The organism is Periweissella fabaria (genome assembly GCF_918814575.1).
Taxonomy (GTDB): domain Bacteria; phylum Bacillota; class Bacilli; order Lactobacillales; family Lactobacillaceae; genus Periweissella; species Periweissella fabaria.
Genome location: NZ_CAKKNS010000004.1, coordinates 116,261 through 141,454 on the forward strand (window position 1 = coordinate 116,261; position 25,194 = coordinate 141,454).

At 39.2% G+C, this 25,194-nt stretch carries 23 protein-coding genes; 3 read left to right on the forward strand and 20 right to left on the reverse strand.

Features of this window, described 5'->3' with window-relative positions; translation table 11 throughout:
* Positions 1-6: 6 nt before the first annotated feature.
* From LQZ75_RS05545 to helD, 19 genes are all read right to left on the reverse strand, one after another.
* A complete protein-coding gene (locus LQZ75_RS05545; protein ID WP_230096843.1) occupies positions 7-1,422 on the reverse strand; it encodes an amino acid permease in 1,416 nt (471 codons plus the stop codon).
* 309 nt (positions 1,423-1,731) lie between these two features.
* Positions 1,732-2,718, reverse strand: a complete 987-nt coding sequence (locus LQZ75_RS05550) for a ribose-phosphate diphosphokinase (protein ID WP_230096844.1) — start codon at positions 2,716-2,718, stop codon at positions 1,732-1,734.
* 155 nt (positions 2,719-2,873) lie between these two features.
* Positions 2,874-3,320, reverse strand: a complete 447-nt coding sequence (locus LQZ75_RS05555) for a MerR family transcriptional regulator (RefSeq protein WP_230096845.1) — start codon at positions 3,318-3,320, stop codon at positions 2,874-2,876.
* Positions 3,321-3,385: 65 nt separating this feature from the next.
* Complete coding sequence (locus LQZ75_RS05560; protein ID WP_230096846.1) at positions 3,386-4,642, reverse strand: D-alanyl-D-alanine carboxypeptidase family protein; 1,257 nt, start codon at positions 4,640-4,642, stop codon at positions 3,386-3,388.
* Complete coding sequence (locus LQZ75_RS05565; RefSeq protein ID WP_230096847.1) at positions 4,632-5,783, reverse strand: sensor histidine kinase; 1,152 nt, start codon at positions 5,781-5,783, stop codon at positions 4,632-4,634. The genes LQZ75_RS05560 and LQZ75_RS05565 overlap by 11 nt, the downstream gene beginning before the upstream one ends.
* 116 nt (positions 5,784-5,899) lie before the next feature.
* A complete protein-coding gene (croR, locus tag LQZ75_RS05570) occupies positions 5,900-6,592 on the reverse strand; it encodes a response regulator transcription factor CroR (RefSeq protein WP_230096848.1) in 693 nt (230 codons plus the stop codon).
* A gap of 39 nt (positions 6,593-6,631) precedes the next feature.
* On the reverse strand, positions 6,632-7,381 hold the full coding sequence (locus tag LQZ75_RS05575; RefSeq protein WP_230096849.1) for a DUF1129 family protein: 750 nt from the start codon (positions 7,379-7,381) through the stop codon (positions 6,632-6,634).
* An 84-nt stretch (positions 7,382-7,465) separates the two neighbouring features.
* Positions 7,466-8,569, reverse strand: a complete 1,104-nt coding sequence (ychF, locus tag LQZ75_RS05580; RefSeq protein ID WP_230096850.1) for a redox-regulated ATPase YchF — start codon at positions 8,567-8,569, stop codon at positions 7,466-7,468.
* A 23-nt stretch (positions 8,570-8,592) separates the two neighbouring features.
* Positions 8,593-8,790 (reverse strand): DUF951 domain-containing protein, encoded by a 198-nt coding sequence (locus tag LQZ75_RS05585; RefSeq protein WP_230096851.1) that lies wholly within the window; start codon positions 8,788-8,790, stop codon positions 8,593-8,595.
* 11 nt (positions 8,791-8,801) lie between these two features.
* Positions 8,802-9,719: a ParB/RepB/Spo0J family partition protein gene (locus LQZ75_RS05590; protein WP_230096852.1), complete on the reverse strand. Its 918-nt coding sequence runs from the start codon at positions 9,717-9,719 to the stop codon at positions 8,802-8,804.
* Positions 9,706-10,476, reverse strand: coding sequence for a ParA family protein (locus tag LQZ75_RS05595; protein WP_230096853.1), 771 nt, complete (start codon positions 10,474-10,476; stop codon positions 9,706-9,708). The genes LQZ75_RS05590 and LQZ75_RS05595 overlap by 14 nt, the downstream gene beginning before the upstream one ends.
* Entirely contained in the window at positions 10,477-11,019 is a 543-nt protein-coding gene (locus LQZ75_RS05600) for a ParB/RepB/Spo0J family partition protein (RefSeq protein ID WP_230096854.1), read from the reverse strand. It lies immediately after the preceding gene.
* 22 nt (positions 11,020-11,041) lie between these two features.
* Entirely contained in the window at positions 11,042-11,767 is a 726-nt protein-coding gene (rsmG, locus tag LQZ75_RS05605) for a 16S rRNA (guanine(527)-N(7))-methyltransferase RsmG (RefSeq protein ID WP_230096855.1), read from the reverse strand.
* Positions 11,768-12,105: 338 nt separating this feature from the next.
* A complete protein-coding gene (locus LQZ75_RS05610) occupies positions 12,106-12,306 on the reverse strand; it encodes a cold-shock protein (RefSeq protein WP_168721656.1) in 201 nt (66 codons plus the stop codon).
* Between the two features lie 238 nt (positions 12,307-12,544).
* Positions 12,545-13,276 (reverse strand): DUF4811 domain-containing protein, encoded by a 732-nt coding sequence (locus LQZ75_RS05615; RefSeq protein ID WP_230096856.1) that lies wholly within the window; start codon positions 13,274-13,276, stop codon positions 12,545-12,547.
* Complete coding sequence (locus LQZ75_RS05620; RefSeq protein ID WP_230096857.1) at positions 13,273-14,745, reverse strand: MDR family MFS transporter; 1,473 nt, start codon at positions 14,743-14,745, stop codon at positions 13,273-13,275. The genes LQZ75_RS05615 and LQZ75_RS05620 overlap by 4 nt, the downstream gene beginning before the upstream one ends.
* A gap of 466 nt (positions 14,746-15,211) precedes the next feature.
* Complete coding sequence (gene apf / locus LQZ75_RS05625) at positions 15,212-15,946, reverse strand: aggregation-promoting factor (protein WP_230096858.1); 735 nt, start codon at positions 15,944-15,946, stop codon at positions 15,212-15,214.
* A 402-nt stretch (positions 15,947-16,348) separates the two neighbouring features.
* Positions 16,349-17,236 (reverse strand): type I pantothenate kinase, encoded by an 888-nt coding sequence (gene coaA, locus LQZ75_RS05630; RefSeq protein WP_230096859.1) that lies wholly within the window; start codon positions 17,234-17,236, stop codon positions 16,349-16,351.
* A gap of 4 nt (positions 17,237-17,240) precedes the next feature.
* Positions 17,241-19,532 carry an RNA polymerase recycling motor HelD gene (gene helD, locus LQZ75_RS05635; protein ID WP_230096860.1) on the reverse strand — a complete coding sequence of 764 codons (2,292 nt, stop codon included), beginning with the start codon at positions 19,530-19,532 and terminating at the stop codon, positions 17,241-17,243.
* A 157-nt stretch (positions 19,533-19,689) separates the two neighbouring features.
* Here helD and LQZ75_RS05640 point away from each other — a divergent pair, with 157 nt between their 5' ends.
* The 3 genes from LQZ75_RS05640 (at position 19,690) to LQZ75_RS05650 (ending at position 22,419) form a co-directional block, all read left to right on the forward strand.
* On the forward strand, positions 19,690-20,373 hold the full coding sequence (locus tag LQZ75_RS05640) for a histidine phosphatase family protein (protein ID WP_230096861.1): 684 nt from the start codon (positions 19,690-19,692) through the stop codon (positions 20,371-20,373).
* 20 nt (positions 20,374-20,393) lie between these two features.
* Entirely contained in the window at positions 20,394-21,677 is a 1,284-nt protein-coding gene (hflX, locus tag LQZ75_RS05645) for a GTPase HflX (RefSeq protein WP_230096862.1), read from the forward strand.
* 130 nt (positions 21,678-21,807) lie between these two features.
* Entirely contained in the window at positions 21,808-22,419 is a 612-nt protein-coding gene (locus LQZ75_RS05650) for a sugar O-acetyltransferase (RefSeq protein ID WP_230096863.1), read from the forward strand.
* A gap of 83 nt (positions 22,420-22,502) precedes the next feature.
* Here LQZ75_RS05650 and LQZ75_RS05655 read toward each other — a convergent pair whose 3' ends face one another.
* On the reverse strand, positions 22,503-24,947 hold the full coding sequence (locus LQZ75_RS05655; RefSeq protein WP_230096864.1) for a phosphoketolase family protein: 2,445 nt from the start codon (positions 24,945-24,947) through the stop codon (positions 22,503-22,505).
* Positions 24,948-25,194: the final 247 nt, after the last annotated feature.

Sequence of the window (25,194 nt, forward strand, 5' to 3'; positions counted from 1 at the left end):
CTTTTTCTATTTATTTGTATGGAGTTGCGAATTTCGATGACTGTAACCAAAGTAGACGGCTAATCCTAATGCTAACCAAATTAAGAATCGTAACCATGTTTGCCAGTTTAAACCACCAATTAATACAAAACAAAATACCATCGCAATAATTGGTGTGAACGGTGCTCCTGGTACTCGGAATCCACGGTGTAAATCTGGCTGCGTCTTTCGAAGAACCAAAATTCCAGCAGATACAAGCACAAAGGCTGACAATGTCCCGATGTTAACTAAATCTGACAAAATGTTCAAGTTAATAAATCCACCCGCAAAGGCTGTCAAAATTCCAAAGAACCAAGTACCTTTAAATGGTGTTTGATACTTTTCGTTCACATCACCGAAAAACTTAGGTAATAAACCATCACGAGCCATTGAATATGAAATCCGTGATTGTCCATATAAATCAACAAGAATAACTGTCGTCATTCCCAAGATGGCCCCTACACTAACAAGTGCCGCTAACCATCCTTGACCGGTATGGTGTAAAACCGCCAAAATTGGTTCGTTTAAGTAATTGGCAAACGCCGTGTACTTAACAACCCCTGTCATGATTAGTGTCATGATAATGTATAGGACTGTTGAAACAGCTAGTGAAATCAAAATTCCTCGTGGAATCGTCTTACTTGGATTAATCGTTTCTTCTGAACTAGAAGAAACAGCATCAAAACCAATAAATGAGAAAAAGACAATTGATGCAGCTGGAATAATCCCCATTGCCGTTCCATGATGGAATGTGTAGGCCCCAAATGGTGCAAATGGGTGCCAGTTAGCTGGCTTAATAAACCAGACTGTGCAGACAATAAATAGTACAATAACGGCTAATTTAATAAAAACCATCGTATCATTGACGTGCTTGGTGCTGTTAATTCCGATAGAAATAATTGCCGTAATTAGCAATACAATACAAAAAGCTGGTAAATTAAAAATCGTATGCACGCCGGGTGTTGTTCCTGCAGCGGCAGTTAATACGGTTGGTATATGAATCCCGATACTTTCTAATAAACTATTAAAGTATCCTGACCATCCTACCGAAACAGTGGCAGCCCCTAAAGCGTATTCTAACATTAGGTCCCAGCCAATAATAAAGGCTATCATTTCCCCAAAAGCAATATATGAATATGTGTAAGCTGATCCCGAAACGGGGGCAATTGATGCAAATTCAGCATAGCAAAGACCAGCGAATCCACAACAAATGGCAGCAATTAAAAATGAAAGTGACAAACCTGGTCCAGCAGTTAATGCCCCTTTACCAGTTAAGACAAAGATCCCGGTTCCAATAATGGCCCCAATTCCTAGAAATACTAAGTCCCATGTACGTAGTGTGCGTTTAAGTGGTGATTGGTTCTTTAAAATATCATCGACTGACTTTTTGCGCATTAGATCCATTAGCGTACCCTCCTTGGTAAATATTGTTAAACAAAATCAATTATATTAAACGAAACTAAATTTATTTAAGAGTTGCAACTATAATATCATTTTAAATTAAAATAGCGTGAGAATCTTTGCTCTTGTTAACAAATTCTTAAACTTTATCTTATATATATTATAAATAAATAATATACACAAGCCGGAAAACGTTTACGTTTCATTAAGTAATTAACCTTATCGATATAGAAAAAAGCAGCTTGACGTTTTACGTCAAACTGCTTTTTTGTTAAATACTACATAGTCTTTACGACCTAGTTAGCACGCTAATTATTTATGTGCACCACGGCGGTAACGATTTAAGAACAATGGTGACACTGCCTTATTTTCGTTAATCCGCATGATTGCATCTGCCAATAAGTCAGCTGCTGAAACTTGAACTAACTTACTAAATTTCTTTTCTTCTGGCAATTTGATTGAATCTGTCAAGATAACCTTCGTAAATACTGAGTTTTCAAGACGTTCAACCGCTGGGCCTGAAAGAACCGCATGAGTTGCCACAACATACACTTCAGATGCACCTTCGTCCATCACTTTTTGTGCACCTTGAGTAATCGTACCAGCCGTATCGATCATATCATCAATCATGATTGCACGCTTACCCTTAACATCCCCAATGATGTTCATAATCTTAGCGACATTAGCTTTTGGCCGCCGTTTATCAATAATGGCAATTGGGGCTTTTAACAATTCAGCTAATGCACGGGCCCGGGTCACTCCACCATGGTCCGGTGAAACAACAACTGTATTACCTTCTTCAGCAATACCAGAGCTAAGCAAGTAATCAGCTAATAAAGGGGCTCCCATCAAGTGATCCATTGGAATATCAAAGAATCCTTGAATTTGGGCAGCGTGTAAATCAAAGGCAATTACACGTGTTGCACCTGCTTTTTCAAGCATGTTAGCAACTAATTTAGCTGTGATTGGTTCGCGTGAACGGGCCTTACGATCTTGACGAGCATAACCATAATATGGCATCACAATATTGATACTTGCTGCACTTGCGCGCCGCAAAGCATCAATCATAATTAATAATTCAACTAAATTATCATTCACTGGTGCGGATGTTGATTGAATGATGTAGACGTTATCACCACGAATACTTTCATCAATATTGACACGAATTTCTCCATCACTAAAGCGATCGACCGTAACTTTACCTAATTCAACTCCGATAGATTCGGCAATTTTTTCAGCAAGTGGTTGATTGGCACTTAATGAAAACAGCTTAAATTTTGGGTCACTGTATGCTCTCATTTTGGTCCTCTACTTAATAAAATTTCTATAACGTTTTCTATACACAATTTTATTAGTTTTTGTTAATCTATTCAAGCAATTCTGGTTGTTTCTAACCAATTGTTCAGATTTATTCGTTTTCTTCTCACTTTAGCACGTAAAACAAAAACAAAAACTTACCGTTCAATAATTTTGTACGTAACTTTACCAGATCCTTGGACAGCAATTAAGCGTTGCCCGGCTGCTTCATCAAACCAACCAAGATCAATTTCTAAATGGTCACCGTGATCATCTACGTTTTTTATCGCTTGTTTTACAAAAACATGGACTAAATTAGCCATATCAATATAGTCATTTACTTTCTTAACGGCCGCCGATAAAGTATACCCATTATCCAAGAAATACTTAATCCCAGTTACACGAGCATATTCCCGAAAATGATACGAACGAGCAGCTTGATCATCCCCACGTTGCATTGATTGAATATAATTTTTTTGTTCCCAATAACGTAGTTGGCGGCTAGATACTCCAGTCATCGAACTTAATTCACCAATTCGAAAAACCATTCTTTCCGCACTAAAAATCTGGCGAAATAACTGATATTGTACTGGTTCCTTTTCCATGCGCTCACTCCGATTCTCTAAATATGATATGGTTTATTGTCATGTAAGTTGACAATAATGTCAAGTTAGAACAAATCGAGGAATCCATGCCATAACCGGGCAAAGAAGCCTAATTTTTCAACGGTCTGTTTAGCAACTGCCGGTCCAGCTTGTTCATCATGTTTACTCAAATAGGTAATATCATTCATCTTAATCGTACCGGCGGCCGCACCTTGTTTTAACGGTGCCGCTAAATCTTTATTCGGTGTAATTGAAACCTTTGGTGCCGTTTGGTCGATTGGTAACCAAACACCAATTGATTGTGCATTAGTAACTTGGGCTTGCTTAGTCTTACCGTTTTTAATATCGGTTGCCGCTTTTAATTGACCTTGTGGTACTTGGACAAAGTGAACTTTACTTAAAGTTTGATCAAGGAGTTTAATTGTTTGATAAAAACGAGTTGGATTGAAGCCATTAACAGGCCCCGTTCCATAAACAACGGTAATCAAACGGCGATTGTCATATGTTAAAGTCCCCACAAAATTCTGATGTGCCTTAGTTGATGTTCCGGTTTTTAAGCCATCAAAATGATACTGTGACTTAACTTTACCACCGGGTAATAAGGCATTCATTGATTCTACGTTGGTCCCATAGAAATTAGTCCGTGGTAGCGCCGTTGTTTGAATAACGTCTGGATAGTCATTAACTAAATGCGTAGCAATAATTGCCATATCTTTAGCACTCATCATATTTTCGGTATTGGGGTTATTCCCAACGGCATCACTATAAACTTGAGAATTCAACAACCCAGCAGCACTATTAATGGTCGCATCATTAATACCCCAGTCATTGAGCTGTTCTTGCATGTGGTCAATATAAGCGTGCTGGTTGCCGTTAATCGCATCTCCTAAGGCCATAGCAGCCGCATTAGCTGAACCAAGTAAGGCGGCTTGATAGAGCTTTTTAACACTATAGTGTCCGCCGACTTTAAGGGGCACGTTTGTTAATTCCGCTTCGGTACTAACTTTAGCAACGTTTCGTGAAATTTTAACTGGTGAATCCCAATTAAAAAGCTTATCTTTATTAATCGCTTGATTAACTAAATAAGCGGTCATTAATTTAGATGTTGAGGCGGCTGGTAACACCTTATCCATGTTTTGTTGGGCAATAATTTGGCCACTTTGCGCATCAACAACAATAGCAGCTTGGGCATCGATATTCGTATCTACCGGTGCGGCATGTACCATCGGACTACCTACTATTGTAATAACTGTAATCGTCAATACCCCAATCACAATTCCTTTAATCCGTTGACTCTGCTTGCGGACCTGTTTACTTTGCATTTAACTTCTCCATACTTCTTTGAATTATTGGTACCTGAACAATAAACTCCGTCTTGCTATCATCAGATGTTGCATAAATTGAGCCGTTATGGCCTTCCACAACACCTAAAGCAATCGCTAATCCTAATCCCGTACCACCCGTCTTAGTTGAGCGAGAGCCCTCCACGCGGTAAAAACGATCAAAAATATGTTCAACTGCCTCTGCTGGAATTTTTTTACCATCATTAATAACCCGCACTTCAACAAAATTTTTTTCTAAACGACTTACTAACTTAATATACGTCGCATTTGTACCATATTTAAGCGCATTTTGAATTAAATTCATAAATAAGCGGGCTATTTTATCTGGGTCAGCATCAATAATAATATCATCAGGAATTGATGCTGTCACTATACTTAAATTCTTATGTTGTGCTTCTAGTTCAAAACTAGCTGATAATTGCTTTAATAATTCACTTAAGTTTATTTTTTCAAAATTCAACCGTAAATCAAGTTGTTGCATTTGCGCAAATTCAAATAACTCTTCAACTAAGGATTTCATCTGGGTCGCTTTTGCATACGCCGTGTGCGTATATTTTTGCACGAGCTCTGGTGTTAACTTATCATATTCATTTTCAACCAATCCGAGGTAACCAATAATTGACGTTAATGGCGTCCGTAAATCGTGTGAAATATTAGTAATCATTTCATCTTTGGAGCGTTCAATCGCTAATTCATCTTCACGGGCTCGAATTTGTGCATCCACCATCGCATTAACACTATCAATAATCTCTTGTAAATTATTATTTAACTTAAAAGAGATGTGGTGTTTAAAGTTTCCCGCAGCAATATAGTGTAACTCGCTTAAAATATGATCCATTTGTAAAGCCCGATAGCGCCGGACTAATCGCCAAATTAAGACCCATAAATCCAAGCCCCCAATGATTAAGATTCCCAACCATTGATAGCTCCAAATCCGTAAATCTTCGGGCCCAAACGATAATCCACTTTTAATCTCAAAGATACCAATTTGGAAACTCTCATTTGTATGGACAACTTGATCAATAATTGTCAGCACACTCCAATCGAGCAACACTAAAATTCCAATTGTGATAATCCCTTCCCAAAAAAGAAGCCATTTTTCGCGACCAGTTAGTTTCATTTTCTTCAAATCTCCTCTAAACGATTTCATGGTACGAAAAAGGACTATGACATATCACTTAAAAACAGTTATGTCACAGTCCTTTTTGAAAACACCTTTAACAGGCTGCTTCAATCTTAACGGCGTTCAATTTTGTAACCCACACCCCAAACGGTTTGGATGACTTGATCGCCATTGGTTGCTTCTTCAATCTTATCACGCAAGTGTGATACGTGAACCATGACGGTCTTTGCAGACACAACTGATTCTTGTTGCCACACGCGTTCAAAAATATCATCGGCTGAAAATACACGGTTTGGGTGACTTGCAAGCAAGTACAAAATTCCAAATTCAAGTGCAGTTAACGCAATTCGTTCACCACTAACGGTTTTAACTTCGTGAGAGTCTTTATTGATAATCAATGAACCGACATTTAAAACATCCGGTGTGGCATCTTGAACACGATTGTCAGAACGACGCAATAATGACTTAACCCGCGCCATAATTTCAAGCGGGTTAAACGGCTTAGTCACATAATCATCAGCACCTGTGATTAAGCCTTGAATTTTATCCATATCTGATGTCTTAGCTGATAAGATTAGGACCGGCACTTGCGAATCCTTACGAATCTCTTTAACGACTTCTAAACCATTAACTTCTGGCATCATGATATCTAAAATTACTAACGCAATATCTGGGTTGGTGTGTAATTTTGATAGTGCTTCATGACCATCGTAAGCGATTACTGATTCGTAACCTTCGTTTTTAATATAAATTTCAAGCAATTCTGCAATTTCGTGATCGTCATCTGCAACAAGAATTTTTGTCATCGATCTCACCTCGTCCGATATATTTCAATATAGTTATTGTTATTTTTTAGGTGCTGGTCCACCGAAGAAACCACCAGTAATCCCTGTAATTCGGCGTTCATAGAGGAATCCTACAAAAGCTAATACGGCGATAATGATATATGCCCAGCCTGGTAAAATTGGGTTAACTGTGTGCGGAATAAATGATACTCCTAAGTAAATTAACATCCACGCAAGAATCGCTAAAATCATCGCAATTAAACGGTACCAAAATGGGCGCTTAGGCTTATTAGCACTTGGTAAGATTAAACCTTGGATATATGAAAAAATCAAACCACCAGTTGCGGCTGTAAGAATCAAACTTACCACCCCGTAAGGTGCTCCGTTCGTTTCTAACTTTGAACCATTGAAAAGCATAAAGAAACCAAAAACAGCCCCAAACATTGCTAAGAATAAAATCCCAGTATCCAAAGCATTTAACCAGTAACCAGCATCATTACCAGCTGCCGCTTGGCGTGGCTTTGGAGCAACTAATTGTGCCGCAGCAGCACTAGGTGTCCCATACAATTGCTTGGCTGTTGTGCCAGTTACTTGTGCTGCTAAAAGTTCGCTTTCAATTTTTGCTAATTCAGCGTTCAATTGATCTGCTTCCATTTTATCATGTAATTGCTTTTTAAGTTGGAACATGAAATCTTCGTTCCGTTTAGTTAACGTTTGCTTGGCTGCATGAGCAGTTGTCGCAACCGGTGTTTCTGTAGTTGCTGTAGCATCTTGATTAGCTACAGTTTCATTACTATTTTCTTCTACCATTGCACCTTATCCTATAATTGTATTGAATGAACATTAAATTAAAATTCATTATCCCTTAACATAAGGTTAAGGATTGGGAATTTCTTAAACATTAAACAAGAATTCGATAATATCACCATCTTGCACAACGTATTCTTTACCTTCAGAACGTCGTTTTCCTGCTTCACGAACCGCTTTAACAGAACCAAGTTGATCTAAATCATCAAAGGCAATTGTTTCAGCACGGATAAACCCACGTTCAAAATCAGAGTGAATTACACCAGCGGTTTGTGGGGCCTTCATACCGGCTTTAAATGTCCACGCACGAGTTTCCTTACCACCAGCCGTAAAGAATGTCCGTAGATCAAGTAAATGGTAAGCTGCCCGAATTAACTTGTTCAAACCAGGTTCAGTAACCCCGTTCATATCCAAGAATTCTTGCTTGTCTTCATCTTCTAATTCGGCAATTTCTTCTTCAGCACGCGCTGATAAGCCAATTACTTCGGCCCCTTCAGTAGCAGCAAAGTCTTGAATTAACTTAAAGTATTTTGAAGCAGTTGGATCAGCCATATCTTCTTCAGCCACGTTGGCAACATACAAGACGGGCTTTGAAGTTAATAAGAACAAGCCACGGACAACTTTTTGTTCTTCTTCATTAAATTCAATCGTCCGAACTGATTTACCAGCTTCAAGGACTGGCTTAATTTTTTGTAAGACTGCAAATTCAGCATTAGCTTCCTTATTGCTAGCTGTTTTCGCTGCTTTTTCAGTCTTTGCATAACGCTTATCAACAGCTTCTAAATCAGCCAAAATCAATTCTGTATTGATTGTTGCGATATCATCAATTGGATCAATTACCCCATTAACGTGCGTAATTTCATCATCATCAAAAGCCCGCACAACGTGCACAATGGCGTTAACTTGACGGATATTTTCAAGGAATTTGTTCCCCAAACCTTCCCCTTTTGATGCGCCTTTAACGATACCGGCAATATCTGTAAATTCAAAAGTTGTTGGCACAATCTTATCGGCTGGCTCAACTTCTTGAATCCGTGCTAAGCGTTCATCGGGAACTTCAACCATCCCAACGTTGGGTTCAATTGTCGCAAATGGATAGTTAGCCATTTCTGCCCCAGCTTTAGTAATTGCGTTAAATAGGGTTGATTTACCAACGTTAGGTAAACCAACGATTCCTGCTGTTAATGCCATATTTATCTCTTCTTTCTTATTATCTATGCTTCATCAGTCACGTGTGATTCTAACACGCGTTTAACACGGTGATTAAAATCATTGCGCGACATCATAATTTGGTGGCCACAATTGACACACTTAATTTTGATGTCGGCCCCTACGCGTAAAATCTCCCAAGCGTTTGTTTTACACGCATGCGGTTTTTTCATCTCAACAATATCAGTTACGTTATATTCCATGACATCACCTACTAATCAAGACTAATATTTAAAACATGTAAAATCCGACTCAAATCATCATCTGAAAGATAATTAATTTCAATTTTCCCTTTACCGTTTGTTTTGCTCTTCAATAATACTTTCGTCCCAAATTTTTCTTCTAATTGACCTTCTGCTGCTTTAATGAACTTGTTGCCGTCAGCTTTAGCTTTAGTCTTAGGCTTGGTTTCTTTTTCAGTGACAACAGACCCATTTAATTCACTAACAAGTTCTTCAAGTTGACGAACGGTAATCCCTTCTTCGATGACGCGTTTAGCAACCGTCGTAATCTGGTCTTTAGCCTTTAAGCCAAGTAAGGTCCGGGCTTGCCCCATTGAAAGTGAACCTTGTTCGACAAGGTCTTTAACACTCAATGGTAATGTCAATAAGCGTAAGTAGTTAGCAATAAATGGGCGTGACTTACCAAGTCGCTTCGCCAATTCACTTTGTGTGATGTTCAAGTTTTCCATTAAAGTATGGTATGCTTGCGCTTCTTCAATTGGTGACAAATCTTCACGTTGCAAGTTTTCAATCACGGCTACTTGCATCATTTGTTCGTTTGATAAGTCACGGACAATTGCTGGAATCGTATCTAATCCGGCCATTTTTGAAGCACGGAAACGACGTTCACCAGCAATAATTTCGTATTGCTTCACCGTCCGTTTAGGTTGACGGATAATAATTGGTTGGAAGACACCTTCATTTTTGATTGATGCGGCCAAATCTTCTAAGGCTGCTTGATCAAAATTTTTACGAGGTTGGAAAGGATTAGGAACAATCTCATCCAAATGAATTTTATGAACTTTTTCAGCGTTCAAGTCTTCGATGTCAATATCGATATTATTACTGCTAAGGAGGGCCCCCAAACCCTTACCTTCGCCTAAGATACTCTTCTTTTTAGAAATCGCCATGGGCCGCTAAGACCTCCTTTGCTAAAGCCGTATAAACTTCTGCACCACGTGAGCTTGGATCATAATCAGTGATTGCCAAACCATGAGCTGGCGCTTCACTTAGACGCACATTCCGTGGAATGATCGTCTTGTATACTTGGTCACCAAAGTAGTTTTTAACTTCAGCATTAACTTCTTGACCTAAATTAGTTCGCGCATCAAACATCGTCAACAAGACCCCTTCAATTTTCAAATCAGAATTAAAGTGACGTTGCACTAATTTAACCGTGTTAAGCAATTGTCCTAACCCTTCAAGCGCGTAATATTCACTTTGCACTGGAATCAAAATTGAATCCGCAGCCGTAAAGGCGTTGATGGTAATAATTCCTAATGAAGGTGGATTATCGATAATCATGTAGTCATATTGATCACGCAACTTATCTAAGGAATCTTTTAACCGCATTTCACGGGCCATTTGTGGGGCCAATTCAATCTCGGCCCCTGATAGTTGAATCGTGGCTGGAACGACATCCATCCCCTCGTGTGATGATTTTAAAATAGTGTCTTCAATTGGAACTTCATTTACTAACACATCGTAAATATCTTGTTCAATTTCCGCTTTTTCAATCCCAGTACCACTGGTTGCATTACCTTGCGCGTCAATATCAACGAGTAAGACACGCTTACCAGCTGATGCTAAGGCGGCTCCTAGATTTACACTAGTAGTCGTTTTACCCACGCCTCCTTTTTGATTTGCGATTGCAATTACATGTGCCATTTAAGCGTTCCTCTCTGTCTGGTTCTTATCAATTATTTTTAAAATGACATGATCATCAACCTCAAGTTGTTCCACAAGAACTCCTTGCTTAGCTAATCGTTGGATGCCTTGCGTTAGGAAATCACGTAACATTGCCTTTTGAGTTGGTAGATCAAGCTGGGTTTGGACTAATTTTCGAACTAGTTCTTCCGTTTGTTTAACGTTTAATTTATGCTTTAAAATTTTATTAACAACAGCGATCTGCTTGCGTTTTTCAAGCTTAAGAATCGTCCGGCCGTGTCGTTCTGTAATCTGATTATTTTGCAGTGCTGTTTTGGCAACATCACTTAACTTTAATAACCGTAATTTATTAGCTACGGTGGCTTGCGAGCAACCTAGACGCTTAGCTAAATTTGCTTGCGTAATATTGGTTGCTGCAATAATTTCTTGGTAAGCATTAGCCTCATCAATTACAGAAATTTGGGTATCCGTACTGATTTTTAATAACTGTTCAATGCGTATCTCAAGTTCATCATTTGAGATACTCTGTAAATCATTGTTCATATTACATGCCTTCCAAAAGATTTTATTCTCCTAGTGGTTCTTTATTGGGCGTCCCTGGTTTACGTGGGTACTTTTTAGGAGTTGGTTTGGTTTTTTGTACCACATCAATTTCACGTGGGTCACCATTTGGCAACGTAAAGGCGTGTGTTTCAAGAACTTGACCACCAAGGGTCTTTAACGCAAATTCAGCGTTAGCCAATTCGACTTGCGCACTTGAACCTTTCATTGCTAAAAGCACACCGTTAACTTTCATAAGTGGTAATGTTAATTCACTTAAAACGGTCATACGGGCGACGGCACGCGCCATAACGATATCGTATTTGGCTCGGTGTGGTGAGTTTTTGCCACCAAATGTTTCTGCACGATCATGGAAAAAAGCAACGTTAGTTAAATCAAGCGCACTAGCTAAATCATTAAGAAAGCCAATCCGTTTATTTAATGAATCCACGATGCTTACTTTTAATTGTGGGAAAGCAATTTTTAGTGGGAGTGATGGGAAGCCGGCACCGGCACCAACATCAATAATATCCAGTTCTTCAGTTTGGAGCGCTGGATAATAGATGGCTGCAGTAAGAGAGTCGTAGAAATGCTTCAGGTAGACTTCTTCTTTATCTGTAATGGCAGTCAAATTGAACTTTTCATTCGTTGCAACCAACAGTTCATAATACTTATCAAACTGTGCTAATTGCTCGGCTGACAGGTTAATGCCATGTTCAGCTAATGCTTGCACAAATTGTTCTTCATTCATTGGGTTTCCTCCAGCGTTCAGTTGAACGATTAATAATTCACATAAGATAATAATACCTTAAAATCCGCTAATTCTCAAAGTTTGTTTACATTTTTTAGGGAAATATACGGCCATTTTCAGGGTGCGTGAAACAGAGTGTGAAACGACACAGAGCACGATAATGCTCGGAAGATCGTGTGCACTAACAAAAACCACTAAAATACCGGTTCAGTATTTTAAGGACTTTACAATTAAGAACAACTACTTGACCATTTTGAACCATTTCACTTTTAGGCAACAAAAAAAGGTAACCACTAGATAAAACTAGTAGTTACCCTTTTGACATTAATTAATTAAAATTAAGCCTTGTTAACGTTAGCAGCTTGTGGGCCGCGGTCTGAACTTTCAACGTCGAAAGTTACAGCTTGACCTTCTTCAAGAGTCTTGAAGCCGTCACCTTGAATAGCTGAGAAGTGTACGAACACGTCGTCGCCGTTTTCACGAGTGATGAAGCCAAAACCTTTATCTGCGTTAAACCATTTAACAGTTCCTTGTTCCATGAGAGAAATCTCCTTTTGATACTACTACTGTAGTGAAATATTTGATATGTAACTTGATGGTGCCAGGAGATATTTCTCAATACTGATGAAACAAGACCTAATTAACCGAACCAAACTACAACTTGAATTATAACACGATTATAAAATAATTAAAAGTTTTTATTTATCGAATTTCGGAAGAAAATTCCAGGCATCAATTAAATTAACTAATATGACGAGTTATTTTTTAATAATTAAATTACTTTTCGAGTTTATTAACAACATCTGCAAACGCTTTTTGTTGGAACTCAGCGGTTGCTTGCTTGACAATGTTTGCTTGCGCACTTTGATCTGTCGCTAACGCGGGATTTGCCATGATAGCCGCTTTAACTTTGGCACCGATAAATTCTTTAGCAGCCATTGCTTGCGCTTGCTTTTGTGCTGGTGTCATTTCTTTTGTCACTTTAGCCAATTGCTTAGCATTAGTTGTACTAATTTTTAACCATGACTTAGGCAAGTTAAAGGTATTGTTACGTGATACGACCGTTTCATTGTCACCTAATCCAAAAAGAATTTTGTATAAAGTGTCTTTATATTCATAACGAATCGTTGTCACTTCTAAAGTGGCTTGCTTATCTGATGTAAAGAACACACAGTTAACAGTTTTTCCATCTGTTTGGGTGTGTGTCGGTTTACTGTCAGCATGTTTTTTGTAAATGTAGACATTTTCCTCAGTCCCTTTACCAACTTGTTGATATAAGAGTAAATCGGCTGGTGTCTTAGGAACAGCTGTAAAAATTTGGTGCGTTGTTACATGAGCCACTTTCCGCATACCGAAATGATATTTATCATTTTGGATCAAAAGCGTTAAGCTAGCGATTAATGCTACAAATGAAACTAATGAGGCAACAATCCGTAATGATTTTTTAGTAATCAAAACAAATGAGACGAAAAAGGCAACTACAAAAAGTGCAATAAGAACTAGAATCATACTTTTTTACCTCCTTCGATAATAACGGTATTTTTAGGTTTATCAGCAACAAACAACGCCACAATTAAACCAGCAATTGCAAAGCCCGTTGCAATCCAAAAAGCGGCATGGTAACCATTTAATGCTGCACTCAACGCTTGATTTTTGTATTCAAGCGGTGCATCTTTAAGGACTGATTTAGCGGGCATATTGTTCTTAATTACATTTGAAAGGACTGAAATCATAACGGCGGTTCCCATTGATGAGGCTACTTGACGGGTTGTGTTGTTGACCGCTGTACCATGCGCTACAAGAGATCCTGTTAAAGCTTGCATCCCAGAAGTAGTTGCCGGCATCATAACCATTGAAATGGCAAACATCCGTAATGAATAAAGGACAATCACATTAATAATTGGCGTATTTTCTGTTAAGAATGTAAATGGTAACGTTCCTAACGTCAAAATAATCATTCCGGCAATAATCAAGCGCTTGGCACCCATTTTATCGTAAATCCGACCAGTGATTGGTGACATAAATCCAATTAGTAAAGCCCCTGGTAACAATGTCAATCCAGCGTGAAATGGTGACATTCCACGGACCGTTTGTAGATATTGTGGGATTACCAATTCGGCTCCAATCATGGCAATCAAGACGATTGATGACAAGATTGTTGTTAGCGCAAATTGCTTAATTTGGAATACGTGCACTTGTAATAATGGTTTTTCACGAGTTAATTGACGGATAATGAAAAAGGCAATAAAGATTACCCCAATAAGCAATGGTAAGATAACGTATTTCACGTCCCCCCAACCTTGAGTACTTACTTCTGAGAATCCGTATAATAAGCTACCAAATCCAATTGTTGAAATAATAAATGACCAAAAATCAAGTGGTTCTTTTCCTGTATGGATAACAGGTTTCATGAAGAATAAACCAGCAATGATTACGACCAGAATAATCGGAATCATCACCCCGAAAAGGACTTGCCATTTGTAGTTATCAATAATCCAACCTGAGAGCGTTGGTCCAAGTGCAGGTGCTAAACCAATCACCAACCCAGCCATTCCCATGGCAGTTCCTCGCTTTTCAGCCGGAAAAATTGATAACATAATCACTTGGAGTAACGGCATCGTTACCCCCACTGCAACGGCTTGAATCAATCGGCCGGTTAAAAGTTGGGGAAAAGTGTGTGCCGTGGCTGAAATGGTTGTTCCAATTAAGAAAATAACCATTGAACCAAGGTAAAGCCACTTAGTATTGTAGCGGTGACTTAACCAAGCTGAAATAGGAATTAAAATCCCATTAACTAACATAAATCCTGTTGTGAGCCATTGCACTGTTCCTAATGATTCATCTAATGACTTCATCAAAGTTGGCAGCGCCGTAGCTAAGACAGTTTGATTTAATACGGTCACGAAGGTACCAATTAAGAGCACGGCTACTAATAAGCCGCGATTAAAAGGCTTTCCTTGTGCATCAACTGCTTCCATTCAAGTTCTCCTTTAAATTGTTTACTTAGGTGTGTTTTTATTACGATACGATAATATAGTTTAATGCTTCTAGTTTGCATTTGTCAACTTATTTGACAAAACTTTAATTATTAAATGTAAGTATGCATGTAACCTAGAAATCGTGCGGATCAAAGAAAAATCTTAAAATACGTACCTGGTATTTTGACGTTAGCCGAAACTAGCTGATCTTGCGAGCACATTGGACTGGGGGATACTCATCATCACACGCAAAAAAGACCAGACGAAAACTCGTCTGGTCTTTTCACTAAACAATTACATGTAAATGTTTCACACTCTTTATGCCGATTATGTCGTTATTTAGTCAGCGTAAAGCTGTGCTTGTTGAACGGTGGTATAAATATTAACCACAAAGTAAGAATCCCCGCCGTTGGGAGATTCTTACTAAAAATGGTACTTTAACAAAAGTTCCTAATCCAATTTCAGATTAGTACCAGTTGTGTGATTGCCAGAAGGCTTTGGCATTAGTCCATGAACCGTAACGTGATTGTACGTATTGGTTAGCAACACGTTCTTGGTTAGCTGGTGAGTAGTCACCACCAAGGTATGATGCACTAAGTTGGTACATACCAATGAATTGACCGTTACGAGCGTTGTAGTTGTTACCTGATTCGTGACTAGCAATCCATTGCTTTGCAGCTGCATCAGAACCGTTAGTAGTTTGTTGGGCTGCAGCTTGTTGTTGTGCTGCTTGTTGTTGAGCACGTTGAGCTGCTTGTTGTTGTGCTGCTTGTTGTTGTGCTGCTTGTTGTTGGGCACGTTGAGCTGCTTGTTGTTGAGCTACTTGGGCTGCTTGTTGTTGGGCTTGTTGGGCTGCTTGTTGTTGAGCTGCTTGAGCAGGTGCTTGTTGAGCAACTTGTTGTACTGGTGCTTGCTTAGCAACTGGTGCTTGTTGAGCAACTTGTTGTACTGGTGCTTGTTGAGCTTGTTGGGCTGCTGAAGGAATGTTCAACTTTTGGTTAACGAAGATCAAGTTAGCGTTAGACAATTTGTTAGCGTTAACGATTGCTTCGATAGTAGTGTTGTTTTCCAAAGCCAATTTTGAAACTGTGTCGCCTTGTTGAACAGTAATAACTGAATCGGCGTTAGCAACAACGCCAGTAGAAATCAATGCAGCAACTAAACCAGTACCAGTTAAAATCATTTTCTTAAGATTATTCATGTGTATATCTTCTCCTCTTAAATACAAGAAATGTTATTTGTCTATTTATTCGTTTTATATTATCTGGCCATCGATGTGACCCATCTTTTTTCATTGATAACTCGTTTGCTATCAATCAACAATCTATATACTACAGACAATTTATAACAGCCATATAGCTATAATGTAACAACACCCCTGTTTTTATGTCATATAAGCCCCTTTTTATGTAACATGGCTGTAATATAACTTTTTCTATCATGTTTAAAGCCTATCATAGCTGGTTCTAAGCAAAAAATGTATACCCCCTTAACTATCTCGGGAATTAAGCCATTTTTTTCGTAAAAAAAGTGAAAAAAAGCTTTTTTTTATTAATTTACAAAAAAAAAGCTGTAAAATTCAGTGAATTTTACAGCTTTGTGACTAATATTTCCGTAATGCAACTTGCGTAACAGAATGATTAGTCCCTTTTTCTATGATTATATCGGCTAATGAACGTGCCGGTAAAATACATTCTTTTAAATTACGTTCATTAACTGTCTGCCAGACTTCCGCAGCTAGCTTAGTTGCTGCGGAGCGATTACTAATAAATTTATGGTAATAACTAGTTGGCTCATGTTCAGCAGCATCAATTAAGCGTTCAAAGCGTTGCATAAACCAATTTTTGATTAACGCCGTTGGAGCATCAATATAAATCGTTAAATCCATTAAATCAATTGGGGCTAACGCTTGTCCATGCCGATGTAAAGCATTAACGCCTTCTAAAATAACAATATCAGGCTCATCAATCAATTGAACTTGATTGGGTAAGACATCGTAATACTCATGCGAATAGACCGGAACACTAATATCGGGGTGGCGTTCTTTGACCGCTTTTAAAAAAGTAATCATTGCTTCTATATTATATGATTCTGGAAACCCTTTCCGATCAGTTAAGTTTAGACTTGCCAAAATTTGGTTATTATATAGGAAGTTATCCGTTGTCACAATTTCAATTTTAGCTTCTGGTAATGCTTCAGCTAATAATTGTTTGATTGTTTTAGCTATCGTTGACTTACCTACAGCAACACTCCCGGTTAAACCAATAACAAACGGTTTGACTTTACCAGTTGGTTGCCCCAAAATATCTTGCCACATCATTTCAGCCGCATGGTTATGTTGCATTTTAGTAATCACCAATGGCACTAGGGCTTGATAATCCGCTTGTAAGGTCGCTGTCATAGGCAACTGCCAATCATGTAACGGAGCAAACTCAACCCCAATTGCTCGCCACGCTGCCGCGTTCAAGACATTATAGTTTACATTTGCCACTAGTTTATTCTACCTCGTATAAGTCCGTATTCACCCGATCAAGTAATGGTGTCACACTACCACAAGCTAAGAGGGTTAACTCATGCATCGCCCGTGACGCAATCGTGTAAATTAATTGCCGTTCACTTTCTGATGGATAATTAGCCGCCGAAACATCCCAAGCCACAACTGCATCAAATTCAAGCCCCTTAGCTAAATATGATGGCACAATGATTACACCTGGTACTAAACGTTGGTTTTCAGAACGAATCAACGTTGCTTTGACATTAGCTGCTTTCAAGACGGCATCCACAGCCAAACCTTCCGCTAACGTCTTTGTAATAATAGCCGTTGTTTCATGGGCTGCATTGTTGGTGGCAATCTGTTTTACTAAGCGGGCTTCCATTGCTGGCATTGTATCAAATTGCGCCAATACTGGTTTAGCACCATTCCGATTAAACGCAATAATTTGTTCCCCATTTACGAGTAACTCTTTTGAGAAGTCCGTAATTTGTTGAGTTGACCGGTATGTCTTCGTTAATTGCACAACACTTGTCTTTTCCGGATCAAACATCGCACCTAACTCATGTAACAGCGTTTTGGAATTTTCTTTCGTAAAGATTGCTTGGTTCAAATCACCAAGCATTGTGAATTTTGCTTTTGGAAAACTAAACTTCAAAAAGGCCAATTGGAAAGCTGAATAATCTTGAATTTCATCAATGAAGACAAAACGAATATCACGTTCACCACGTTTACCAGTAATTAAATCATATAAGTAGAGATAAGTTGAAACATCCGCTAAGGTCATTTGCTTAGTTTTGAATTCGGTAACCGTTCGAGCAACACTAGCTTCCCAATCTGCAGTTGAAATATCCCATTTACGTAAATCGGTCATTTTTGGTACATTTCGTAAAAAGGCCGCAAATTGCGCATTTACATTAATGAAACGGTTACGGTGAATAGCTGTTGCAATTGGCTTAAAGGCATTAACAACAATTTTACGTGCTAAGAAGTTATATTCCTTTTCTTCTGACGCAAATTCGCGGGGTTGGTCCCCAAATAATGAATCAATTTCGGTTTTAGTTAAGTTTTGAATTGCTTCTTCAACCCATTTTTCCTTCAATTCATTCCCAATGCGGCCATTTAACGATGATGTTAAGCGCTCTTTGGTTGCATCTAGACGTTGTCCCAACTTATATTGTTCATTGTAACCATAGTAAATTTTAGCCATGTGGTCTTTATCAAAGAACGGCTTGCCTTGGAAATTAATATCTTTGAAGCGTAAATTACCTTTATTAAGGGTTTTAGCATATTTTTCAACTAATTTGAAGAACGCTAAGCTCCCTTTAAAGCGGGTAATATTCTCGTTAGCCATATCGTTGTGTTCTTCAAAGCGTTCTTGTAATGTTTCAACTTGAATCTTCGGTAAGCGGCGCATCGCATATTGGTAATACGTCATTTGCACCATGTTTTGTTCCCCAAGTTCAGGTAGCACTTGATCAATATAGTCATTAAATAATTGGTTTGGACTAAATAAAACAACTTGGCCACTGTTTAAATTACCACGGTACCGGTATAGCAAGTACGCTACCCGTTGCAAGACGGCCGCTGTTTTACCTGAACCAGCCGCCCCTTGAACAAACAATAAGTCCGCACTCGTATTCCGGATAATTTTGTTTTGTTCCTTTTGAATTGTCGTCACAATACTCTTCATCTTCGTATCTGACTCACCACTCAAGGCATCAAGTAACATTTGGTCACCAACTGCTTCATCAGTATCAAAGATTGTTACGATGACCCCATCTTCAATCTGGAATTGGCGTTTCAATTGGACATTGACATTTTGTTTACCATCTGGGGTTGTGTATTCCACATTTCCCAGTCCACCATCATAATAAATTGATGAAATTGGAGCTCGCCAGTCGTAAATCAAAAAGTGATCAGGGGTATCTGAAAATGAACCTAAACCAATATAAATTGTTTCGGCTTTTTCTTCACCCTTTTCTTGAAAGTCAATTCGAGCAAAGTAAGGATTCACTTTTAATTTTTGTAATGTTTCTAAACGTTTTGTGGCGTTTTGAAAACTATTTTGGCGTTCAATCAACATTTGTTGTTGTTGGCGAACTGATAATGCGGTATCTAAAATATTTTCATAAGTACTCGTCTTAATCCGGACATCGCCCCATGATTTTTCAATATCAGCACGATCATTAGAAGTCCGATCAAGTTCTTGTTGCGTTTTTTGCTGGGCAATTTCTAGTTTTTCATTAACTTGGTCCAGGTAATTTTGTTCAAAGGTGTAGTTGGAATCTGTCATATATACTCTCGCTTTATTTTATATCTGGGCCCATCGGCCTAATAACATTTTTGCTACTACTTGGCTATCAATTATACGCTAGCCACCGCTTTAATGCCATCTTATGTTACTATATTAGTATCAAAGTCTTTAACTTTTCAAAAAGGAGTATTTAAAAATGCAACCAATCAATATTTACCTCGTACGTCATGGACAAACTTTCTTTAACAAATACGATCGTTTCCAAGGTTGGAGTGATATCGACCTTACGGAAAAAGGAATTGCCGATGGTCATCGAGCTGGTAACCTTTTAAAGGATATCCGTTTTGATGCTGCTTATTCAAGTGATCTCCCACGCGCTTTTAAAACAGCGACCTACATTCTTGAAGAAAATACGCAAACTGATATTGTCGCACCAACTCCTTTGAAGGCCTTCCGGGAACAATTCTTTGGTACATTTGAAGGTGTTAGCGGTCCTGATGCGGTCCTTGACATTGTTAAATGTGCACCTGCTAAAGCGGCACACATCACAACTTTCTCTGATTTATTAACGGCAATCGGGGCTGATGCAACCCTTGATGCAATTCACGCTGCTGATCCCGAACACGATGCCGAAGATTCTCAACATTTCTGGACCCGCATTGAAGCCGGCTTTGATCGTCTTCGCCAACTTCACCCTGATGGTGGCGATATTTTACTCGTTTCTCACGGGGCAACAATTCGTAGTATTGCTGGCCGTTTTGGTGACGCTGCTTTTGAAGGCCACGCACCAGCCAATGGTAGTATCACCAAATTAATTCTTACTGAAGATGCCATTAAAGTTGCTTACTACAGCGTTACTGACGAATTACCCGCTAACTAAAAAGGTAATAAGGTATATTTATGACAACAGAAGAAGCAAGCACATTACAACCCGTAATTATTGCTGGGCTTGATAATAACGATCCTAGCTTTGACTATTCTATGGAAGAACTCGCCAACTTAGTCTCTGCTAACAATATGATCGTTCAAGAAACCCTTACTCAAAAACTTGACCGTCCTAATGCTGGTACTTATTTTGGTAAAGGTAAAGTTGAAGAACTTGCACAATTAGTTGCAGAAACTGACATCAAATTTGTTATCACAAATGATGAATTGTCACCTTCACAAATTCGTAATATTGAAGCTGCCACAAAAGCAACGGTTGTTGACCGAACAGGGCTAATTTTAGATATTTTTGCTAATCGCGCCCGTTCTAAAGAAGCTAAGCTACAAGTGGCTATTGCCCGCTTGAAGTATCAATTACCACGTCTACGTACTAGTATGAACGTGCGGTTGGATCAACAAACTGGGGCAACTGGGAGTGGCTTTACAAGTCGGGGTTCCGGTGAATCAAAACTGGAAATGGACCGCCGGACAATTGAAAAAAACATTGCCCACTTAAAAGAAGAACTTGAAGCGATTAGTAAATCTGAAACAACTCGTCGGACCCAACGTGACAAAGCTGGAATTCCAACCGTTGCGTTAGTCGGCTATACTAACTCTGGTAAATCAACAACAATGAACGGTTTAGTCCGGATGTTTGGTGAAGGTGAAGATAAACAAGTCTTCGAAAAGAACATGCTTTTTGCAACTTTGGATACTTCCGTTCGTTCATTAACCTTACCCGATCAAAAGCAATTCTTATTGAGTGATACGGTTGGATTTGTTTCGAAGCTCCCTCACAACTTGGTGAGCGCCTTTCGGCAAACTTTGGCCGAAGCCGCTCAAGCTGACTTGTTAATCCAAGTTGTTGATTATTCTGATCCAAATCATAAAGAAATGATGGCAACAACTGAAAAGACCCTCCATGAAATCGGGGTTAAGGGCATTCCTATGGTTATTGGTTATAATAAAGCTGATAAAATGGATGATGTTATTTTCCCAAGTCGTGAAGGCGATAACTTAGTTTATTCTGCACGCGATGAAGCATCTCTGCTTACTTTAATTGATATTATTAAAGAAAAGATTTTCACCGATTATGAAATTCATGACTTACTAATTCCGTTTAGTGATGGTCAAGTAGTTACATATTTGAATGAAAACGCCCACATTTTAACTACTGAATATACTGAAAATGGGACCCTCCTCAACGTGGAACTGCACACAGCTGATGCGGCCCGTTTCAGTAAATACTTTGCTGATTAGGCAATAAAAAACGAAGTCAATGGACTTCGTTTTTTTATTTTTGCAGCACTATATTAGACATATCAGGTACAATAGCTTACAATTGTACCTTAACTACTTAAACTAAACTTATTTAAAGGAGACTTTATCAATGACGCAACAAGAACAAATGTTGACAGGTCAAATTTACGACTCTGGTGATGCTACCTTATTAGCATTACGGCAAAAAGCCCGCAAACTCAGCCAAGATTATAATAATTTGGCTGATGGCGATCCCAAACGGGCAAGTATTATCGCCGACCTAATTCCCAATATGGGGACTGAATGTGAAATTCAAGGACCCATCGCTTGGGATTATGGTCGCTTTACAACAATCGGTAACCAAGTTTTTATTAACTATAATTTTACCGCCCTTGACTGTGCCCCAATTACAATTGGTGATAACGTTTTGATTGGCCCTAATGTTTCATTACTAACACCAATGCACCCTCTTCGGTATCAACAACGTAATATTCAGGCGCGCCCTGATGGCAGTCTCTACAGTCTTGAGTATGCTAAACCAATTACGATTGAGAAAAATTGTTGGTTAGCTGGTAATGTTACCGTCATTGGTGGGATAACCATCGGTGAAGGTTCTGTTATCGGGGCCGGCAGTGTCGTCACCCGTGATATTCCCGCTAATTCATTAGCCGTTGGGAACCCTTGTCGTGTCATTCGAGAAATTACCGCAGATGACGATTTGGAAATGCCTGAAATTTTCTAATTACAAACCAAAAAAGCCGTTCGCTAATGCGAACGGCTTTTTCATATTTACTATTAGTAACAGCAGAGTTAATCGGCAGTAGATTACTTCTTAAGAGCTGACCATTTCCAATCAGTAAATTCTGGAATATCGATACCTTCGTTACGAGTAACTTCGAAGTGGCGAGCCAAGATAGCGTCCATTTCAGCAGTAATTTCAGCGATCTTATCAGCAGCAACAACACCTTCAAGCTTAGTAAGGGCATCCTTAACTTGGTTGAAACGGTCGATTTGTGAGTAAACACGCATGTCGTAAGTAGTAGTGATATCACCTTCTTCACGGTAACCGTGAACATCAAGGTTGTGGTTGTGACGGTCGAAGAATACGTCCTTAACAAGGTCTTCGTAACCGTGGAATGCGAATACAACTGGCTTATCAGTAGTGAAGATAGCGTCGAATTCAGCATCTGAGATTGCACGTGGGTCTTGCTTCTTAAGACGTAAGAAGTCAACAACGTTCACGTAACGAATCTTCAATTCAGGAAGCTTTTGGTTAAGTAACCAAACAGCAGCCAATGCTTCGATAGTTGGTTCAGTACCAGCTGAAGCAAATACGATATCTGGAGTTTCGTCAGCAGATACAGTAGAAGCCCAGTCGATAACCTTAAGACCATCTTCAACTAATTCAGTTGCTTCGTCAATAGTAAACCATTGTTGACGTGGTTGCTTAGAAGCAACGATCAAGTTGATAGTTTGGTTCAAGCGCAATGACTTGTCGGCAACGGCTAACAATGAGTTACCATCGGCAGGCAAGAATTCACGGATGTACTTAGTCTTCTTTTCAGCCAAGTGAGTCAATAGACCTGGATCTTGGTGAGTGTAACCGTTGTGGTCTTGTTGGAAAGCAGTTGAAGTTGCGATCAAGTTCAATGAAGGGTACTTGTTACGCCACTTGATTTCGTCTGCTTGACGGTACCACTTGAAGATTTGAGTAATCATTGAGTCAACAACACGCAAGAATGATTCGTATGATGCGAAGAATCCGCGACGACCAGTCAATGTGTATGCTTCTAACCAACCTTCAGCTTGGTGTTCTGAAAGTTGTGAATCAATGATACGACCTGAAGCAGCAACCTTTTCGTCGTTACCTTCACGTACGTCTTCCATCCATTGACGGTCAGTAACGCTAAATAAGTCCCAAAGACGGTTTGACATAGTTTCGTCAGGTCCGAAGAAACGGAAGTCTTCCATGTTTTGTAATGTAACGTCCTTCAAGTAAGTTGAAAGAACGAACATATCCATGTTACGGTTACCGTCAGCAAGTTCAGTACCACGAGTTTCTTCAGTGATTTCGTTAGCGTAATCACGGAAGTTAGGTAAGTTCAATTGCTTAGGTTCTTCACCGCGGGCAACACCACCGTTAGCAATTGGGTTCATTGACATACGCTTGTCACCCTTAGGTGCAAGGTCGATCAAGAATTGCTTAGGAGTACCATCTTCGTTGAACAATTCAGTTGGACGGTATGAATCCATCCAAGCAACGAATGCATCAAGATCTTCGTTGAAGTTCTTGTCTTTTGATGAGAATTCCAATGGAACTTGGTGTGAACGGAATGAATCTTCAACTGGAAGACCCTTTTCGTTGTGAGTAGGACCACCCCAACCCTTTGGAAGACGTGCAATGATAACTGGCCAGAATGGTACTTCACCATCTTGGTAGCGACCGTTTTCACGAGCATCTTTTTGGATTGCTTGGATGTCTGCGATTGCTTCGTCGAATACTTTAGCAGCCAACTTGTGGTATGCCATGTAATCGTGGATGTCGTCGTTTTCGATGAAACGTGGTGACCATCCGAAACCTTCGAAGTACTTAGTCAATTGTTCATCTGAGTAACGTGACAAGATAGTTGGGTTTGAAATCTTGAAACCGTTAAGGTCAAGAATTGGCAATACCGCACCATCAGTCTTAGGGTTGATGAACTTGTTTGATTGCCATGCAGCCATAAGTGGACCAGTTTCTGATTCACCATCACCGACAACAACGAAACCAATTTGGTCTGGGTTATCCAAGATAGCACCCACACCGTGTGAAAGTGAGTAACCAAGTTCTCCACCTTCGTGAAGTGAACCTGGAGTTTGTGCAGTTGCGTGAGAACCAACACCACCTGGGAATGAGAAGCTCTTGTAAAGCTTGTTCAAACCAGCAAGGTCGCGAGTGATTTCTGGATAATCTTCAGTGTATGAACCGTCAATCCATGAGTTAGAGAACATAACTTGACCGGCGTGACCAGGTCCTTCAACATAAAACATGTTCAAGTCGTACTTGTTGATCAAACGTGATGCGTGTGCATACAAGAAAGTTTGACCTGAAACAGTACCCCAGTGTCCGATTGGTTTTGCCTTAACATCAGCTTGAGTAAGTGGAGTGTTAGTAACTGAGAACAATGCGTTGTCCTTCAAGAAGATAACACCAGCTGAGATGTAAGTAGTTGCACGCCACCAGGCGTCAACTTGTTCCAAATATTCTAATGAATCGTAATCTACTGCCATTTGGAATAGCTCTCCTTATTAATTGGTTTTAAATTAGTTTAAAAACATGACACAATCGTCGATGTTTACAATTATTATTGTAGCTAAAATATTTAAAAAGTCAACTAATTAATCAATTGGTGCGGTCCAATTACTTAACGACCAAAAATCAACCCAATTGAGTAATTAACTTCTTATATACTACATGTCAAGTTTAACGTGTTTTAGGTGATATGGCTATTAATTTAATTGTAAAAAAAGTGTATTG

Excerpts from the sequence above, each read along its gene's own strand:
- helD (WP_230096860.1), bottom strand. The coding sequence starts at position 19,532 with ATGACAGATTCCAACTACACCTTTGAACAAAATTACCTGGACCAAGTT.
- LQZ75_RS05590 (WP_230096852.1), bottom strand. The coding sequence starts at position 9,719 with ATGGCGATTTCTAAAAAGAAGAGTATCTTAGGCGAAGGTAAGGGTTTG.
- LQZ75_RS05575 (WP_230096849.1), bottom strand. The coding sequence starts at position 7,381 with ATGGTAGAAGAAAATAGTAATGAAACTGTAGCTAATCAAGATGCTACA.
- LQZ75_RS05560 (WP_230096846.1), bottom strand. The coding sequence starts at position 4,642 with ATGCAAAGTAAACAGGTCCGCAAGCAGAGTCAACGGATTAAAGGAATT.
- LQZ75_RS05550 (WP_230096844.1), bottom strand. The coding sequence starts at position 2,718 with ATGAGAGCATACAGTGACCCAAAATTTAAGCTGTTTTCATTAAGTGCC.
- LQZ75_RS05610 (WP_168721656.1), bottom strand. The coding sequence starts at position 12,306 with ATGGAACAAGGAACTGTTAAATGGTTTAACGCAGATAAAGGTTTTGGC.
- LQZ75_RS05650 (WP_230096863.1), top strand. The coding sequence starts at position 21,808 with ATGACGCAACAAGAACAAATGTTGACAGGTCAAATTTACGACTCTGGT.
- LQZ75_RS05600 (WP_230096854.1), bottom strand. The coding sequence starts at position 11,019 with ATGAACAATGATTTACAGAGTATCTCAAATGATGAACTTGAGATACGC.
- croR (WP_230096848.1), bottom strand. The coding sequence starts at position 6,592 with ATGACAAAAATTCTTGTTGCAGATGACGATCACGAAATTGCAGAATTG.
- LQZ75_RS05620 (WP_230096857.1), bottom strand. The coding sequence starts at position 14,745 with ATGGAAGCAGTTGATGCACAAGGAAAGCCTTTTAATCGCGGCTTATTA.
- LQZ75_RS05565 (WP_230096847.1), bottom strand. The coding sequence starts at position 5,783 with ATGAAACTAACTGGTCGCGAAAAATGGCTTCTTTTTTGGGAAGGGATT.
- rsmG (WP_230096855.1), bottom strand. The coding sequence starts at position 11,767 with ATGAATGAAGAACAATTTGTGCAAGCATTAGCTGAACATGGCATTAAC.
- apf (WP_230096858.1), bottom strand. The coding sequence starts at position 15,946 with ATGAATAATCTTAAGAAAATGATTTTAACTGGTACTGGTTTAGTTGCT.
- ychF (WP_230096850.1), bottom strand. The coding sequence starts at position 8,569 with ATGGCATTAACAGCAGGAATCGTTGGTTTACCTAACGTTGGTAAATCA.
- hflX (WP_230096862.1), top strand. The coding sequence starts at position 20,394 with ATGACAACAGAAGAAGCAAGCACATTACAACCCGTAATTATTGCTGGG.
- LQZ75_RS05640 (WP_230096861.1), top strand. The coding sequence starts at position 19,690 with ATGCAACCAATCAATATTTACCTCGTACGTCATGGACAAACTTTCTTT.
- LQZ75_RS05655 (WP_230096864.1), bottom strand. The coding sequence starts at position 24,947 with ATGGCAGTAGATTACGATTCATTAGAATATTTGGAACAAGTTGACGCC.
- LQZ75_RS05585 (WP_230096851.1), bottom strand. The coding sequence starts at position 8,790 with ATGGAATATAACGTAACTGATATTGTTGAGATGAAAAAACCGCATGCG.
- LQZ75_RS05545 (WP_230096843.1), bottom strand. The coding sequence starts at position 1,422 with ATGGATCTAATGCGCAAAAAGTCAGTCGATGATATTTTAAAGAACCAA.
- LQZ75_RS05595 (WP_230096853.1), bottom strand. The coding sequence starts at position 10,476 with ATGGCACATGTAATTGCAATCGCAAATCAAAAAGGAGGCGTGGGTAAA.
- LQZ75_RS05615 (WP_230096856.1), bottom strand. The coding sequence starts at position 13,276 with ATGATTCTAGTTCTTATTGCACTTTTTGTAGTTGCCTTTTTCGTCTCA.
- LQZ75_RS05555 (WP_230096845.1), bottom strand. The coding sequence starts at position 3,320 with ATGGAAAAGGAACCAGTACAATATCAGTTATTTCGCCAGATTTTTAGT.